At 40.7% G+C, this 16024-nt stretch carries 17 protein-coding genes; 3 read left to right on the forward strand and 14 right to left on the reverse strand.

Going from position 1 to position 16024, the window contains the following annotated elements; translation table 11 throughout:
- Positions 1-218: 218 nt before the first annotated feature.
- The 6 genes from DRF67_RS17825 to DRF67_RS17850 all read right to left on the reverse strand — a co-directional run bounded on the left by DRF67_RS17825 (position 219) and on the right by DRF67_RS17850 (position 3898).
- A complete protein-coding gene (locus tag DRF67_RS17825; RefSeq protein ID WP_115929656.1) occupies positions 219-470 on the reverse strand; it encodes a hypothetical protein in 252 nt (83 codons plus the stop codon).
- A 28-nt stretch (positions 471-498) separates the two neighbouring features.
- The gene (locus DRF67_RS17830; protein WP_123912774.1) at positions 499-870 is read right to left on the reverse strand and encodes a hypothetical protein; all 372 of its coding nucleotides are present in this window, start codon (positions 868-870) and stop codon (positions 499-501) included.
- 42 nt (positions 871-912) lie between these two features.
- The gene (locus DRF67_RS17835; protein WP_115929658.1) at positions 913-1725 is read right to left on the reverse strand and encodes a hypothetical protein; all 813 of its coding nucleotides are present in this window, start codon (positions 1723-1725) and stop codon (positions 913-915) included.
- Positions 1722-2351: a hypothetical protein gene (locus tag DRF67_RS17840; protein WP_115929659.1), complete on the reverse strand. Its 630-nt coding sequence runs from the start codon at positions 2349-2351 to the stop codon at positions 1722-1724. Before DRF67_RS17840 ends, DRF67_RS17835 begins: the two co-directional genes overlap by 4 nt.
- An 18-nt stretch (positions 2352-2369) precedes the next feature.
- Entirely contained in the window at positions 2370-2585 is a 216-nt protein-coding gene (locus tag DRF67_RS17845) for a RebB family R body protein (RefSeq protein ID WP_115929660.1), read from the reverse strand.
- Positions 2586-2983: 398 nt separating this feature from the next.
- Positions 2984-3898, reverse strand: a complete 915-nt coding sequence (locus DRF67_RS17850; protein WP_115929661.1) for a CPBP family intramembrane glutamic endopeptidase — start codon at positions 3896-3898, stop codon at positions 2984-2986.
- A 307-nt stretch (positions 3899-4205) separates the two neighbouring features.
- Here DRF67_RS17850 and DRF67_RS17855 point away from each other — a divergent pair, with 307 nt between their 5' ends.
- A complete protein-coding gene (locus DRF67_RS17855) occupies positions 4206-4784 on the forward strand; it encodes a helix-turn-helix domain-containing protein (protein ID WP_115929662.1) in 579 nt (192 codons plus the stop codon).
- Positions 4785-4871: 87 nt separating this feature from the next.
- Entirely contained in the window at positions 4872-6362 is a 1491-nt protein-coding gene (locus tag DRF67_RS17860) for a serine hydrolase domain-containing protein (RefSeq protein ID WP_115929663.1), read from the forward strand.
- A 188-nt stretch (positions 6363-6550) separates the two neighbouring features.
- Here the strand turns inward: DRF67_RS17860 and DRF67_RS17865 are convergent, their stop codons facing one another.
- The 4 genes from DRF67_RS17865 to DRF67_RS17880 form a co-directional block, all read right to left on the reverse strand.
- Positions 6551-7435 (reverse strand): thiopeptide-type bacteriocin biosynthesis protein, encoded by an 885-nt coding sequence (locus DRF67_RS17865; RefSeq protein WP_115929664.1) that lies wholly within the window; start codon positions 7433-7435, stop codon positions 6551-6553.
- Positions 7432-9564 carry a lantibiotic dehydratase family protein gene (locus tag DRF67_RS17870; protein WP_165851829.1) on the reverse strand — a complete coding sequence of 711 codons (2133 nt, stop codon included), beginning with the start codon at positions 9562-9564 and terminating at the stop codon, positions 7432-7434. The genes DRF67_RS17865 and DRF67_RS17870 overlap by 4 nt, the downstream gene beginning before the upstream one ends.
- Complete coding sequence (locus DRF67_RS17875) at positions 9561-10661, reverse strand: lanthionine synthetase C family protein (protein WP_115929666.1); 1101 nt, start codon at positions 10659-10661, stop codon at positions 9561-9563. The genes DRF67_RS17870 and DRF67_RS17875 overlap by 4 nt, the downstream gene beginning before the upstream one ends.
- 64 nt (positions 10662-10725) lie before the next feature.
- Positions 10726-10917 carry a class I lanthipeptide gene (locus DRF67_RS17880; RefSeq protein WP_123912775.1) on the reverse strand — a complete coding sequence of 64 codons (192 nt, stop codon included), beginning with the start codon at positions 10915-10917 and terminating at the stop codon, positions 10726-10728.
- A gap of 59 nt (positions 10918-10976) precedes the next feature.
- Here DRF67_RS17880 and DRF67_RS17885 point away from each other — a divergent pair, with 59 nt between their 5' ends.
- Positions 10977-11861 carry a GLPGLI family protein gene (locus tag DRF67_RS17885; protein WP_115929668.1) on the forward strand — a complete coding sequence of 295 codons (885 nt, stop codon included), beginning with the start codon at positions 10977-10979 and terminating at the stop codon, positions 11859-11861.
- Between the two features lie 93 nt (positions 11862-11954).
- Here the strand turns inward: DRF67_RS17885 and DRF67_RS17890 are convergent, their stop codons facing one another.
- The 4 genes from DRF67_RS17890 to DRF67_RS17905 form a co-directional block, all read right to left on the reverse strand.
- On the reverse strand, positions 11955-12500 hold the full coding sequence (locus DRF67_RS17890) for a hypothetical protein (protein ID WP_115929669.1): 546 nt from the start codon (positions 12498-12500) through the stop codon (positions 11955-11957).
- A 121-nt stretch (positions 12501-12621) separates the two neighbouring features.
- Positions 12622-13860, reverse strand: coding sequence for a hypothetical protein (locus DRF67_RS17895; RefSeq protein ID WP_115929670.1), 1239 nt, complete (start codon positions 13858-13860; stop codon positions 12622-12624).
- Positions 13860-14786 (reverse strand): hypothetical protein, encoded by a 927-nt coding sequence (locus DRF67_RS17900; RefSeq protein WP_115929671.1) that lies wholly within the window; start codon positions 14784-14786, stop codon positions 13860-13862. Before DRF67_RS17900 ends, DRF67_RS17895 begins: the two co-directional genes overlap by 1 nt.
- A 3-nt stretch (positions 14787-14789) precedes the next feature.
- Complete coding sequence (locus DRF67_RS17905; RefSeq protein WP_115929672.1) at positions 14790-15818, reverse strand: hypothetical protein; 1029 nt, start codon at positions 15816-15818, stop codon at positions 14790-14792.
- Positions 15819-16024 lie beyond the last annotated feature (206 nt).

Raw genomic sequence — 16024 nt, forward strand, 5'->3', positions numbered from 1 at the left:
TTGTTAAGTATTGATGATCGTATATTTCAAAAAAAGGATGCGGTTGTACCGGAAATAGACCGGCATTATTTATGTGAGGCTTATGAATGCTTTCGATGGCTATTTCTTCAGGCGTAAGAGGAAAAGCGAAAAAAATGTGACTAAAAAAACCGTGTATGAAGACTGTTCCTGAAGGTCAGAGTAGAACCGCATCCGTATAGTGTACTGATCGTTTTGTATTATAAAATATCAAACCTGCTTTTTCTCAGGGCGACTGTTTCTTTGTATCTTAATTTTTTCTCTGCCAGCTTCTTCAGCCCGACCACGGCATTGCCTGTGCTGATCTGAAAGTCTTTTTGCTGATTCAGTATGGTCTGCTCATACATGATGCCGACAGAATGAGCATTCACTTGCATAGAAATAGCGGAAGGTACTGTGGATGACATTGCGACAACACCTGTACTGGTGGTTTCATTTTGATTGGTTTCCATAAATATTGAGTTTTTGAGGTTATCGTGATCATTTACGAATGTTGGCCAGTTTTGCCTGTAATTTGCCTAATCGTTCGGCAACTTTCATCTCTTTTGCTTTCATTTTTTCCTGGGAAATTTCCTGGAGGTTTTTCAGCTGCTCGTCATAGTTGATAACAGGTATGGCTGGGTTTTGTGGGAGATTTTCCTGTTGCTGCTGCTTTACGGCTTCTTCCAGCTTTTCCAGCAGGGGAGCCAAAGATTTAAGCGTCTCCTTGGTGGCTTTATCCTTAATGTATTGAATGATTTCATCCTCACGGGAAAGAATATCGGACAAAGGAGCTACATTCTGTTGATCCGTATCGGAAGAAGAAGTCGGTTCCCCGGTATCAGGAAGGTTTTGTTCATCGGTTGTATCCATGATTTTATTTTTATTGTTGAGGGTGGGATGGTTTTGCATCTGCTAGAGAAGATAACTGATAAAAGCACTTGCTCCTGTCCAGTCTTTATTCACATCGCGGACCACGTTACTCCCTACGATTTCAAGCATAATGTTTCCTGAAATAACATTGGCGGAAAGCAGTTCTTTCAGTGAATCAAGCGGCAGCTGCAGGACGTAATCTTCAGATAGCAGCGGCAGTGTATTGCTGGTGGCAGCATTTTCATTGATGATAATCTCAAGAATCTCCTGGCAATAGTGGGCGATGAGTTGTGCACCCTGAAATTCCAGTTCTCTTTTCAATTCTGTCATTTCTGCTGCCGAGATGAGATCTGAGATCGCATTCACGTCTACCTCGTGGGTGGAATACATAGCTTCTCCTGTGTTGGATGGATTGATCGTGATATCTGTTTTTAAAAGATAGTTGGCTTTTTCAAGATTTACAGTAAGAAGAGGGGAGTCAGCTTCCCTATCTGCAACATCATCCAAGGTGTTGAGGGGAAGGATCCTCACATTGCAGTAGAATGTTTTCTGATCATCCAGCTTGAGCATGAGAATGGCAATCCCTGTAGACTTATCTTTTGTTTCTATTGCAAATGACTGGTATAAGGGGTATTTTTTGTTTTTGTTGACGCAATTTACCAGCCGTATTGTCGGGGTGACATTAATATCAGATGTTTGCAGGCTGAATACCACCCGGTTGACATTATTTTCCGGTTTTTTTAAACTGAAATAAGCGGTGTCACTGTCCCTTTTGAGAAAAAAACATTCATTCAATTCTTCTAAAGTTCGTAAATTGAGTATTTGAGCAGGTTTGCTGTCATTTGAATAATTCATATCGTATTAATTTTAAGTGTATCAAATAGTTTAGAGATCAGATTTTTCTTAGCTTCAGGAGCTTTACTTTCTCCCGTGGGCAATTCAGGTTCATGGGCAGCCGATTCTTCGGTTGTATCCTCTTCAGGCTCCGGGGTCAGGGATTTTTTTTTTGTGGGATCTTCTTCTTGAAGACCTGTTGATGCTGCCGGAACAGAAGATGCCGTATTGTTGATGACTGCCGTTGCCGGTGGTGGAATAAGGGAAGATATTTTTGTTTTCACTTCTGCATAATCACTGATGATTTTAAACAGATCTTTGATGACTTCATTTCCTTTTCCGACATCCTGAACGTCATCGTCAGAGGATTGGTCTTTGCCAGTGGCATTGGGGTCGTGATGATATTTTCCATAGGTCAGCATGTTATTGGCCAATCTGCTCACAGCAATTAAACCCAGCTGCTCAAAACCCTTCAGGAAAGATTGAAGATCCTGCATCATCATGCCGGTGGCCTGGTCTGTCATGATCTTTGAGGCACCGGTCATAGGGGTCGCCGTCGGTGGTGCTAGTACTTCACTGTTGACAAAAACTACCGACTCCTCTGCCGGAGTGCTGGCCTGCACATCTGTATTTTGGGCTGTATCCATATTCTTTCATTTTTAGGATTATCCTTTTAATATTTTAATGGCATCAGCAACAATGACAGGATTTAACTGGTTCAGGTTCTGTTGATTGGTTACCGAATTCTGGATGGAAATTCCACTGGCGTGGCTTGCCATCTGATATAGCATACTCATGGCCTGGGCGGGAGATTCTCCAAGCACCGTCACATTCGTCTGCGTTACCGCATCTGTAGTCTGACTGTTTACTTTATCTGACATATACTTTGTTTAAATGGTTATTATTGTTTTAATGTTCATGCTCCTTTCAAAGGCTTTTCTCATACCGGCTCTTTAAGAAGGTCCGGTAATCCGAACATGTGACTGAGTTTCCTCTTTTGTCTGATACAAATTTCAAGAATCTGAATAAATCAACGCTAAGGGAAAAAACTGAATTTTAAAAAATAGGGGAATTCTCCCAATCATGAACTGAGGGGGAAGCGGTCATAATAATGAATGACGTATGCGTTTTTTATTTTTTTGCAGGGTTTTGCTGAAATAAAGGCTGTTGTTGAAGAAAAGTATGGTTTTGGAAGCTGAAAATTAGGGAATAGCTACATCCAGGAATCGGATGTAGATACTAAATGCTATGTATGAGCTGCTCCCATGGAGCTGCAGGTTTATGATGGTGAACGGTCGGCCACAGAAGTTAATGCATATCCACTAGTTTGTGCTGGTAATTCCTTTCTTTTCCGCCAGAAAAAATAGGCAACTATAACAGTAGCGATAGGCAGGGCAACCCCGAATTCATCAATGTAATAATTGGTGTTTCCCGTATCTGCTGTAAGTGGTGTAAAAATAGACTGGATAAAGAGGTTGTGGCTGGCGTGCATAATGGCTGCTGTCCAAAGGCTTCCGGATTTTAACCGCAGCCAGGTAAAGATAAAGCAGGAAGCAAATATCATGACGGTAAAACAGATAAGGGCGAGCCATTTTGGGCCGCCGGTGTTATAATTGGAAAAGAGTAGCAATGGATAATGATAGAGAGACCAGATGGCTCCCATCCACAGAGAGGTTGAAGTATAAGAATTCATCCTGGCAAGCTGGGGGGTAAGAAAGCCGCGCCAGCCGATCTCCTCACCCAATGCAGAACCTACAGAGCGTACCATCCCAAAACTGCTCATAAGCACAATATAAAGGGGAATGACCAGCCCATCGGGAAGATCCCAGCCCATCCCATTGGAAATTTCAACGACAAACTCCTGATTGTAAAAACCACCTGCTCCACTGATCCAAATGATCAGATAAGGAATGAAAGAGTAAAGCAGGGGAACACAATACGCAAGAATCTGGTATTTCGTAAGTCCCCATTTCCAGCCCAGCGAAGAAATGGGAATATGTCTCAGCCGACACGTAAGGAGTGCTGCAATAGCCGGACACCACATCACAATGGTGGCATAAGAGATGATCCCGCCACCCAGCTTTCCGGTGCGGATGCACATATAATAGACTGGCAAGCAGAAAAGAAGCGTCAGAATCAGATACGTGGCTACATTCTTCCTGATCTCTGCTTTGGAGGTTGAGGTATTTTCCATAAATAGATTGGTTTAGGTGTTTACTGTTTTGATACTGAATATGATACAGTTGTATTGCAATTGCTTTGTGACAGATAAAATTACATTTATTATTCTTAGTTTTTTATAATATGACAGTTGGTAAAGTCAGAGCATTACATAAAGCTCCTAAGAATGATCGTGGAATGCCTTTTTATTGAAGACTATAAACTCGTCTGATCTGCTTTATCAGGAAGGTCTTCTTTAAAAAACTGCTTTTTGTGATCGTATAAAAAGATGTACATTAGTGGCCGGTAATTAACAAAATATTTTCAAGAATTTCGCAGTCATGTCTAAGCTAAAAGCCATAAGAGAGCAGAAAAATCTTACGCAGGAAGAACTTTCGGAGCAATCAAAAATTTCGGTCAGAACCATTCAGCGTATAGAATCCGGTACAGAGCCTAAAGGGCATACGTTGAGAGCACTGGCGCAGGCGTTGGAGATTGATGAATCTTTATTGCAGAATACCTCTGTAATTCCCGATCCGGAAGAAGCCCTGGCAGATGGCAAAGAAGAAGTAAAAGAAGCGGAAATTCCTGTTAATGATTCTTACATCAAAATGATCAACCTTTCATCGCTGCTGTTTGTTCTCCTGCCACCGCTTAATATTCTTGTACCACTTATGCTGATGTTCAGGATGAAACAGAGAAACGATCTGTGCAGACAGATTATTTCTGTACAGATGTTGTGGACGGTAATGGCTCCTATTGTTTTTATGATCGGGATCTTTTTAAAGCTGGGGCGACAGTTTACCCTTGTTCTGATCATTCTAATTGTTCTGTCTAATGTATTCATTATCCTGCGTAACGCATCAGAAATAGACCGGAAGAAGAAACTTTATTTCTCACTGAATTTCAATATGATATAAGTGTTGTCAGTATATTGTCGGGTTTTTGTCGGGTTCGTTTTCAAATAAAAAACGCCGGAAAATATAATCTTTGTCAAAAGTTTAAAGATGACAAAATATATTCAGGGCATGCTTTCTTTTTGTATGCTGCTTTCCAGTTTTATTCCTGCACAGATCAAAACAACAGACCCACTTTACAAAATCATTATGGCAAAAGACAGCCTTCTTTTTTCGGTTGGCTTCAATACCTGTAATGTGAAACAGGTGGATGGGGTATTAAGTGACCATTTGGAATTTTACCATGATAAAGACGGTATTTCCGATAAGAAAAAATTCATGGACGATTTTAAGAACGGCTTGTGTAAAGCTCCCGGAAGCTTTAAATACAGAAGACTGCTTATCGGTAAAAGCATGGAAATCCATCCGATGTATAAAGATGAAAAGATATATGCCGTTATTCAGAACGGAGACCATCTTTTTTATGAAAAGGAAGGAAGCCTGCCCGAAAAATTAGTAGGTTTTGCCAAATTCAGCAATGTCTGGACATTAGAACACAGTGAATGGAAACTGACCAGGTCACTAAGTTTTAACCACCATGCCCAGCAAACTCCTCCTCATGAAACGGTATTTGATAACGATCAGGAAATGGAAATATGGCTGAAAGAAAATGGTATTCCAACGCTTGGCCTTGGAATTATTGAAGACAATGAACTCAAACAGATAAAGGTGTTTGGAACCATAAAGAAGGGTGTTCCGGCACCATACAATACTTATTTTAATGTAGCATCCCTTACCAAACCTGTTACCGCAATGGTGGCACTACGCATGATCAGCCAGGGGAAATGGAAGATTGATGAATCTCTTGACCGGTATTGGACAGATCCTGATATTGCCCGTGATCCAAGACATAAAAAGCTTACCACCAGATCTATTCTGAGTCACCAGACAGGTTTTCCTAACTGGAGATGGCAAAATGCTGATAAAAAGCTGAATTTTCAGTTTGATCCCGGTACAAAGTATCAATACTCAGGAGAGGGTTTCGAATACCTGAGGAAAGCTTTGGAAAAGAAATTCGGTAAGCGGCTGGATGAACTTGCCCGTGAGCTGATCTTTCAGCCCTACGATATGAAGGATACTCAGTATGTATGGGATAATGATATGGACGAATCCAGATTTGCAGTAGGATACAGCACAGAAGGGAAATCATATCCCACTGAAAAAAACAAAACGGCCAACGCAGCGGATGATCTGCATACCACCATTGCCGATTACGGAAATTTTATGGTTGCGGTCATGAAAGGAGAGGGGCTTACTCCGGATCTCTTCCAGGAAATGACAAAAAAACAGGTGAATATCAAAGAAGATAAGTATTTTGGTTTAGGTTTTGAAATTGCAGACCTTGGAAAGGGTGAGTACGCTTTATCGCATGGCGGTGCAGACCTGGGGACGCGGTGTATTGCTATCGTTTTACCCAAATCCGGGAAAGGCATTCTGATCTTTACCAATGTGGATGACGGGTATAAAGTCTATGAGAAGCTGGTGGTCCATTATCTGGGCGATGAAGGCCGGAAAATAGCTGAAATAGAAAACAGAAGGTGATAGCCTGGAAATCATAGGTGATCTGTCTGGTGGCAATAGCAGCATGAAAAAATCAATACCAATTTTCTTGAAACAGAATGTCATATCCAGAAAAAGCTCCAGCAGCGGCGAAGCCGCTGCTGGAGCTTTTGTTTTAAAGTTTTATCAAATTAATGAGGTGTTAGCCTGTAAAAATTCGTAACATCTGTTTACTTACTGCTCATACTGCTTCTGGCAAGCTGGCTTTTGTAATACCTGCTGACCATATCATACAAAAGCAATTCGTGCAGCCTGTTTTTAACAGGAAAAAGCCTGTTGATAGTCATATGAAGATAACTTCCGGCGTATCTTGAGTATTCGAGATTATTTTTTTTACTTATCGTTTTGATTTCGCTGATGACAGGTGCCAGTTCTTTATTTCTTTTATCGATAAGCGGGTAGATCTTGTCAAAGCCTTCTGCCGAATAGGTTCTGCTGATGGCATCTCCGATGGTCTGCTTATGTTCGCGGTATTTTGTATTAAACTGTTTTGAATTATATTGATCAAAACCAAATTCTTTTTTAAAGCTGGCGGCAAGACCTTCCATCAGCCTTAGCTTTTCTTCCGTGCTCATGCCTGAACTGTCCAGAAAAGAAGTAATCAGCAGAATTCCTGCGATCCATCGGTTGTCTTCAGCTTCATTTTTAATTACGTTTCTGATGATGGCAAGGATATAACGGCTGTCTATGCAGAAAACCGTTTCTGCTTTTTCAATCAGGAGGCTGTGGTATCTTTCAAGTTCACGGCTATAGGTATCAAACTGGAGTTTGGTAATCAGCCTGTTTTGAATTTTGGAATGTAAAGCCCTGTTCAGTAATGAAATCACGGTCCCGATATGGGAAATATCCGTAAGGTGCAGCCTTAGTCTGATATGATAAAAAGGATCACTGAACCTGATGAAGAAAAACTCCTGGATCAGGTTTTGTTGGGTTAAAGAACGTGTCAGTGATGCTAATTCATTCATTAACAACTGATCTGCAGTTTTATAGCCCGTATATATTTTTACATATATCCACTCACTTCCAAGGGTGAAATGTCTCTGTATTTTTTTCATGGTGTACTGCAGTATAGTGGTAAAATAATCTCCTGGCGGTAGGCATTTCCTTCCTGATCCCTGACCACAGAATGCTGATCGTCAAATAAAAATTCAGCTATTTTTACGGTTTTCCTGTTTTTGATCTCTTTTAAAAACATTCTGACATGATTCGTTTTTCCTGATTCTATAAGAAGTTCATTGTCCCCAATGCACAGTAAAAAATGTTCGGGAATATGTTTTTTGTTCAGCCATTCTTTCATTTCCCGGAGTAAAAGATCTTCATCTTCTATGCTGAAAAGCTTTTCTAGCTCTTTCGTACGGATGATCCAGGTAGCCAGAGACAGCAGTACATTTTTATATCTGATTCGTGGTGTATAGGGCAGATCCCATTCAAAAGGAAAGCTGATGATCTTTGTATCCTGAAACTGAACCTCACACAGGAACCGGTAGACCGAAAGTTCGGATACGGTATAGTTGTGAGCAGTTGATAACACAGGTTTAACCACTTTATTCAGCTTTTTGGAACGCAGGATCACTTTGTGATTTTTCACTGAGATCATGAGGTCGCTCAGCGGGATCTGGTGTTCAGTTTCCCGGTCTGAAAAAGTAAGACAGGTTATTTCATAATTTCTGATGTGGGGCCGGGTGGAGATATTTCCAAGCCGGGGTCCGGGAAGATGGACGATTTCAGCTAAAATCTCTTTACTTAATTCCTGTTCCTTCCGGGTAATATCGGAGATCAGATTTTCAATTCGGGGATCCATATGTGAAAACCTGGTCAGTAACTTTACTCCGGACCGGTCTCCCACATATTTCAGCCTTGGAAGAGACTGCTGGTCAATACTGACAAGTTCGAAAGAAGTATAGAATACCGGATGGAAATTGTTACCTGTATTCTTACGCTCTGCTTCTTCGTGTTCCAGCCGTATTTCTTTGATGTGTTCTTTTTTCCGGGAAATGATTTCCTGTAAGACTGAGGCTTTTTTCGGTTTTACATCGAGGGCCGGTAATTCAAAATCTCTGATGAGGGAGTTGGTATAATTGTTTCCGTAATGGTCAATCGGATATCCGATCCCGAGATCTACATCCAGGGCCTGCAACAGAGGAATTTCCTCTTCTTCATAGACCTGCTGAAAGGTGGTGGTAAACTTTTTTAGGTTAGGATTTTCACTTTCAAAATCTTCCAGTGAATTCAGATACGAGATGGCGTCTTTGATATCCCCGATCAGCGCTTTATTGAGGTTTGCCTGTTGAAATTCTCTTTTCAGATCGACCTGTATCAGCTCTTTTTTGTTGTAACCGATATTCAGTTCTCTCATCGTATTTTCAATGCTTTTGGAAACGGTGATCAGCTCTTTTTGAGTCTCCAGGAGTGTGCCGGTTTCTTTCAGCTTTTTATTGACGGACATCAATGCAGTGCGGTCTAATAATTTTGTGATCTTACTGAGCAGCGGTACTCCTGTCAGCTGGAGAGAGAGCTCGCATATGATAATCTGAGAGTCAATCAGTTCATTGAGGTAATCATAAATTTCCTCTTCAGAAAACTCCGGACCGAGTACAGAACAGAGTTCGGATAATGTGGCTCCGCTTTGTGCTTTTGCTATTATTTTATTTAAATAACCGGAAACCTCGATATCCACTACATCAAACTTGTAGTCTTTATTGTTGTCCGCTTTTTTTACAAAGTAATACCTGTGGCTGTTTCCCACTTTGTACAAAGAATCATTGACAAAATACTTCAGGGCAGATCTTACTTCTTTTCTGTTTTGCAGGGAACCCACCAGATTGGAAAGGCAGCTCATGTCCAGCCTGGATACTTTTTGATATCTGGATGAAATAAGCATCTTGCTTTCCGCTTCAGTAATGCTGCCGATACAGATCCCTGAAAACATTCCGAAAGGGGTAGAGCGGGTTCTTATCCGGTTCCAGTATTTCAGAAGGGTTATTTTATGCTTTTCGGTCAGCACCGCTGCTTTGGCGATCTCATCGTGGAATTCCGGGGATGAAATATATAAGGATTCCATAAAGAAAGCATTCTCTTTTAGTGTTTCATACGAAAAGTGATCATGCTCCGAATAGGGGAGCGCGGGACAGCGTATGATAAAGTGTCCGAAATCTTCATAGGTTACTTGGGTCGTTTTTTTCATAGTAAAAAGAAATTGCTCCATCGGGTTCCTGTATGGTACAATGAATTCAGCAGTACAAGGCCGGTTCCAGAAAGCCCTTCCAGCAGGCTTATATTCTTATGATTGTCTTTTTGATGGTATAATTCTATAGTTTTCTCTGTCCAGTACTTTTCGCAATCACCAAACTCAGGAATCTTATACCTTTTATTCAGAATATGGTAGATAAGGCTGATGCCTGAAGTTCCGTGACAAATTTCACTGTCCCGGACCAGGTTTTTAGTCAGCTCTTTTCGCGTGGTGTTGTAGACCAGGATTTCTGTGGCCTCCATTTTCAGTGGCAGGTCGTTCAGGACTTCAGAAGCTTTCAGCAAGGCTATGCAAATTCCCAGATCACCATAGCACCACGCCAGTCTGCTTCCCTTATTGTTTTCTTTTGAAGTATATGGGAACTGGGATCCGGAAATCTCTCTGTCTATCTTTTGCGACAGAATATATCTGATGATCTTTACCGAAAGGTTCCTGGGGATATCTTTATACACAAAGCCGTTCTCCATAAGCTTTGTCAGGAATATGAGGATAGATGATAAGCCGTGAGAGAGGGAGATGTCTGATACTTTTTTGAAGTTTAGAAAGGTAACTTCATCATTCTCACCAGTCATTTTATTCTGATCCAGGCTATCCAGAATACTCTCCAGGGCTTTGTGGGCGATTTTGCTGCCTTCTTTTGCCCTTTCTATAAAATAAAAACCGATCCCGACTGCTCCATGCAGAAAATCAAAATTCTGAACCGACAGATAGTCTTCAGCTTCTGAAGCCAGATATTCATCAATACTTCTGGATACGAATGACAGTGGCTTTTTACCTTCATCAAGATAGCCGATTGCCAGGCAGGCTCCGGCAATTCCCCTTGCGTAGGACGCCGAAACAATCCCCTGATCTATATCAGCATAAAAACGGTCGATATAATCCTGTGCTTTTTTTGAATATTCAGGTTGTATTTTAGAGTATTCGGACAGGAAAATCATAGGTCCTGTATAGCCGGTAAGAAGGCCGTAGCTGTTGGGTTCTTCTGAGGTTAGAATGCTTTGTGCGATTTCATGTACGATGTGCTTCTCCATAAAATTAAAAAAGTTTCATAATAAATAAATATTACGAAACTTAGATTTTGTAAAAGTGATGGGTCTATCCTAACCCGAATTCCTGGCATAAGTCTGAACCACATCCTTTGTCTTCTGCAGAAGTTTCTCCACATCCGAAAGTTTCAGGAGTCAATCCCATATCAGGTTTTTTTAATCCTCCTTTTACCTGTCCCATTGCTTTCTTGTCCAGATTAGCGACTACACTTTTCTTTAATGTTAGTTTTTTCGTTCTCATTTGAAATCTTATATTTGGTATTAATTCTCCGCTAAAAATATAATTTTTTTTTAAATAATATGGCATATTCAGAAAAATTAATTGGAATTGTTTTTTTATTCCTATTTGTGAGTCTCTTTTCCCAGCACCAGAGATTCACGTACGACTATCAGTATATTCCGGATTCTACCCGCATGCAGGACAAGAGAACGGAGATCATGTACCTCGATGTAGCTCCCGGTTTTTCCAGATTTTTCAGTGGGGAGACCTTTAAAAATGATTCTATTTCCAAAGCCATTACAGACAAGCAGATGAAAGCTACAGGAAGAGTAGACCAGATCCCGCAGACAGCTGCTTCCAAAAATAATACGATAAGATACACCGTCATAAAAAATTACTCCGATCATACCGTATTTTTCCTGACGAGAATGGGGAGATCAAAGTATAATGTATCCGATCGCCGTACAATGTCATGGTCTATACATCCGGATAAAGAGGTTATTAAAGGCTATGCCGTACAGAAAGCGACAACGGACTTCGGGGGTAGAAAGTGGACGGCATGGTTCACTGCCGATATTCCCGTTCAGGACGGTCCTTATAAATTCCATGGGCTTCCCGGGATGATCCTGAAAATTGAGGATGCCGGTGGCAGTCATTCTTTTACTTTAGCCGGAATCAGGAAACTCTCGGACCTGGAAATTGAGAACCTGACGCCTTCGGGAAGTTTTGTCTTTGATTTCGGAGATAAGGTCGATATCGATTTTCCCAAATACAGACAGATCTTTTTAGAAAGCAGAAATGATCCTACCAAGTCACTAAGGATGACCCTTCACGATCTGGAAAAAGTCAATGTCAACGGAACCATGATCGATAAAAGTACGTACCTAAGGGAAAGAGAGCTTCAGATGAAAAAAACAATACAGGATGACAATAACATTATTGAAATCGATATGCTTAAGAAATAAACCTAGATGGTAACATTGTATGAGTGAAAAATGCCTGTGATCGCTATGAAAACAGGCATTTTTATTTTTGTATTCGGGTTGAATGTCAGATTATTACCTTACTTTTTCCAGAAGGAATAATTTGGCTCCTGAAAATGCAAGTTTAGGAATTACATTCCCTTCCAGAACCATTGTTTTGCTGTTGACATCAATCACTGTAATATAATTGTTGGAGTTATATTCTATGTAGTTTTCCTTTTCTTTGGTCAACGGGTTTTTCCCGAATTCCATTTTATATTTTACCCAGCTTTCATCTCCTGTGCTGCAATGTACCGGTTTGAATTTAGATTTTTTAGCTTTAAAAACAATCTGCTCAAAGCTGTCGGTACATTCTGAAGTAAAAGAACTTTCCGGATTCTGGTCTTTGGAGAAATCTTCAAAAGACCCTTTGTAAACTCCTACGACTTTCCAGGTTCCGTCTATGCGGTCCTCATCGATTTTTCCTTTCGCTTTGCTTACTGCCCAGCTGATTCCGTTTACCGTTCCTTTTACGGCTTTATACCCTAAATTTACAGCTCCCGATACTACTTTTGTTGCAGTTCTTACCACACATGAATTAAGAACAAGAACCACTGAAGCCAGCAATACTATTTTTTTCATTTGCCAAATTTTTTGCGAAGATAAGATTTTAAGATCAGTATCGGGATAAATTGTAATGCCTTTCTCTTTTCCTGTATTGAGTTACTGATCAATAGACGACTTTTTCAAATGATGGGCTGTTTTATAAAGTATGGAATGATGTTGTATATTCTTTTGGTATCCACAGACAGCACAGCACTAAAGCCCCGATCAACAGCAATGATAAAATTAATGTGGCCACCTTAAAGCCGTCCACCCTGAACTCTTTTTCCCGGTTTCTTCCTGAGCTGTGAAAACCGGAAAGCCCATGAGAATAGGGCTGATCGTCTCTTGCCGGCTGTACTCTTGCATTGGACGATGAAGATAGAGAAGATAAGGATTCAATGCCTTTATTTTGATGAATCGTATTGGTCAACAGTCGTTTATGTTCCTGGTGCAGCTTTTTAGCTGCTTCTATCTTTCCATCAGCGGTAAGATTGCGGATGAGTTCTTCAATTTTTTCTGAGTACTGATCGTATTCTTTACTGATGATTTCAATTCTGTTTTTGGATTCCTTGATTTTGGACTCATTGTCCTGGTGCCGTTTTTCATTGTGCGAGATCTGCCTGTTGAGGTCTTCAAGCAGTTTTGTTTTTTCATCTTTTAAGCCTTCTTTTTCTCGTTTAAGCTCAGTGATGGCAGATTGCAAAATCCTGCGCCTTTCTTCTTCAAGGTTGTGCAGTTCCATATCAAAACCCTCATCATTTACAATTTTAAAGATTCCTTTTTGCTTTACAAATTCGGCAATTTCATGGCTTTGGGTAAAATAGATGGTATCATAAACGTTCAAAAGGTCAATCGCTTTGCTGTAAAAGTTCTGGAGCTCTTCAGCGCTGGTTTTACAGTACACGACAAGATAGTTATGATTGGATCGTGTAAAATCCAACTCGTCGATTTCCCGGACATTGAACCCTATTTTATCAAAATCCCTGGGTTTTTGAATGGAAAACTGTTCTGAATGATTGACTGTGATCACTCCTTCTGACAAATTGTTTTTTTCAAGACTTCTTTGAAAATCATTCAATGCACTGATGATAAGTCCTTCGGAAGCAATTTTATGAACGAAAAGTAAGCTGGAACCGATAAAGGTACCGCCCCTGTCTGAATTTTGCTCTTTTGCAAACGTATAAACAGAATAGGAGATGAGGTTACAACCGCCGGCATAGTCTTTCCGTATTGAGTAAATAGTGCTTTGAGTAAACAGTTTGATCGCGTCGGTCTTAAGGTCAAAAGTCCTGATCTCCTTCGCAATATGATGATTTCCACCTAAAAAAAAAGATTGTCTGAAGCCATTGGGATTTCCAAAAGTCCCGAATGCCGAGAAAAAATAAGTATTGTCCATCAATTGGTAAAGCTAAATTTTAAACGTTCCCAAAATGTTCCTTCATAATCCAGATCATAGCCAACAATGCTTCTGTAGAGCCATTTGGCAAGGACTTCAGCGGTAGAGAGGTTCAGAAGGTCAATCTTTTCACTACCCGTCGTATTCTGGATACTTCCGATCGTGTAATAGGTTTTGCTCAATCCATACGTGTCAATTCGTTGTGAAGTCATGGGAAGGTGATCAGAGATAAAAGAATCAAGCGCTTCCGCACTTTCCACATCCATTCGCCCGGATTTGTCCCACTTGGAAATCACCAGAATGGCATTCACTGATTTTAAATTTTTACCTTTTCGTTCCAGCTCATCCAGAAATTCATTGATCAGAGAATCGTCTTTATAGGCCGTTTCATAGCTGGTGACAATAATGAAAGTAAGTGGAATATTGGCATTCAGAAAGGTTTCTATGCTGCTGTGATAGCTTCCACCTCTTCGGATATCATTGTGGTTTTCGCCGGAAGTTTCCAGAAAAGTAAGGTCTACGGGAACCACTCTTTTTGATCGGTTATTGGGTTCAAAGACGAGGTCCAGACGGGTCACCTGATCTCTGGTGGTTCTGTTGGGAAGCACACCCTGTCTGATGTTTTCAAAAAAATCGGAAAGCAGTACATTGGCTTCTTTGGAGTTGGGAGTTCCCAGCTTGGGTCTCAACACTCCGGCATATGATCTGAGATAATACAGCATCGAGGAGAGGATTACTGATTTTCCGGATTCTGCGGTTCCAAAGAAAAAGACAAAATTGCTGTCCTTATTCCTGATGTCATTGGAGATCGTTTTGGCAATCGGAACAAAATCTGTTTGGGGAGCGTTTTGAAAATCAAAAGAGAGTGGCTTTAGCACTTCTTCTGTTTCAAAAGACAACGGTTTTAATTGATCGTTAGTTTCCATGGTTTAGTTATTTGGGATGATGGTTTTGCCGCTTCTTTTGTTGGTAAACACGCTTCTGCCATTGCTTCCATTGTAGTTTCCTGAATCTGTTACCAATAAAATAATGATGACAATCACGAAATCAAGTAAAATACAGCCGGCGAGAACCACAAACTGGTACATGCCAAAATTTTTAATAGCATGTTCAAACGCAAAACCGATTTTTCCTACCTGCTGGGTCTTCGACACTGCAGGCTCAAAATGTATTTTATCATTTCCCAGAACCGTTTGTGCGCGGCTTCCCAGTTTATTATAATCTGAAAGAGACTCATCAATAAGCCCCTGCGACAAACCGTCTTTTTCCTTTTTGGATAAAAGGAGCAGGTCCTGAATGTTTTTATCCCATTTGAAAGCTGCATTGTTGATCTCTGTCTTTAAGGCTTTTTCTTCAGGGGAAAGATCCGAAACAATATTGTCAATCTGTTTTCCCATTCTTTCAGCAAGGTCTTCATAATCTTCGCCAACAGGTGTCAGCAAGTCCACTTTCTGGCCCGTTAACCTTTCGATATCCTTTATCAAAAGCTGGGCGCGGCTTCCGATTCCTTTATTTCCGGGATCTTTGATCTGCTCCATCATCTGCTTCTTTTTGATCTCAATGTTCTGAGTGGTTGCTTTATTGTACTTATAGCTTAATTTCGATTCCACATCATTTTCAAGCGTCGTAAAGTTTTTATTGATATCCCGGAGTTCGTCCGTATAAATATCCGTTTTCATAAACCTTGTATACAGTGCATTAAAGTTGGCAATAAAGCAGAACGAGGCAATGAAAATATAAATTCCCACAAGGCTTCCCGTAGGCTTGCCCTCCAGTTTTGCATTTCTCAGCATCCAGCACAGGAATAAGAGCAGTAATGATAACACCAGGGCAATCACAAAAGATGCCGGTCCAAAGATCTGCTGCAGCCCAAGCCAGGTCTGATAAAAGCTTACGCTGATCAGTAACAATGCAAGAATTCCCAAAAAGAGATCTGCAGGAGTCGTTTTTCTATTCATAATGTTTTCGTTGTTTGTTGAATGAGGTTATAAAAACACCTTGTTTTATAATGTTCGAAACTACAAACAACCCGTAAAAAAAAATTACGGAAAACCGTAAGCAGCAGCATTCCTTGTGGGGGACTGATGGTGATTAGAAAAAGTGGCTCACGCAGATTTTGTAACTCACGCGGATTGAGTCTTCTAAGCAGATGATTGCTTATGAT

The organism is Chryseobacterium pennipullorum (assembly GCF_003384725.1).
GTDB classification, from domain to species: domain Bacteria; phylum Bacteroidota; class Bacteroidia; order Flavobacteriales; family Weeksellaceae; genus Chryseobacterium; species Chryseobacterium pennipullorum.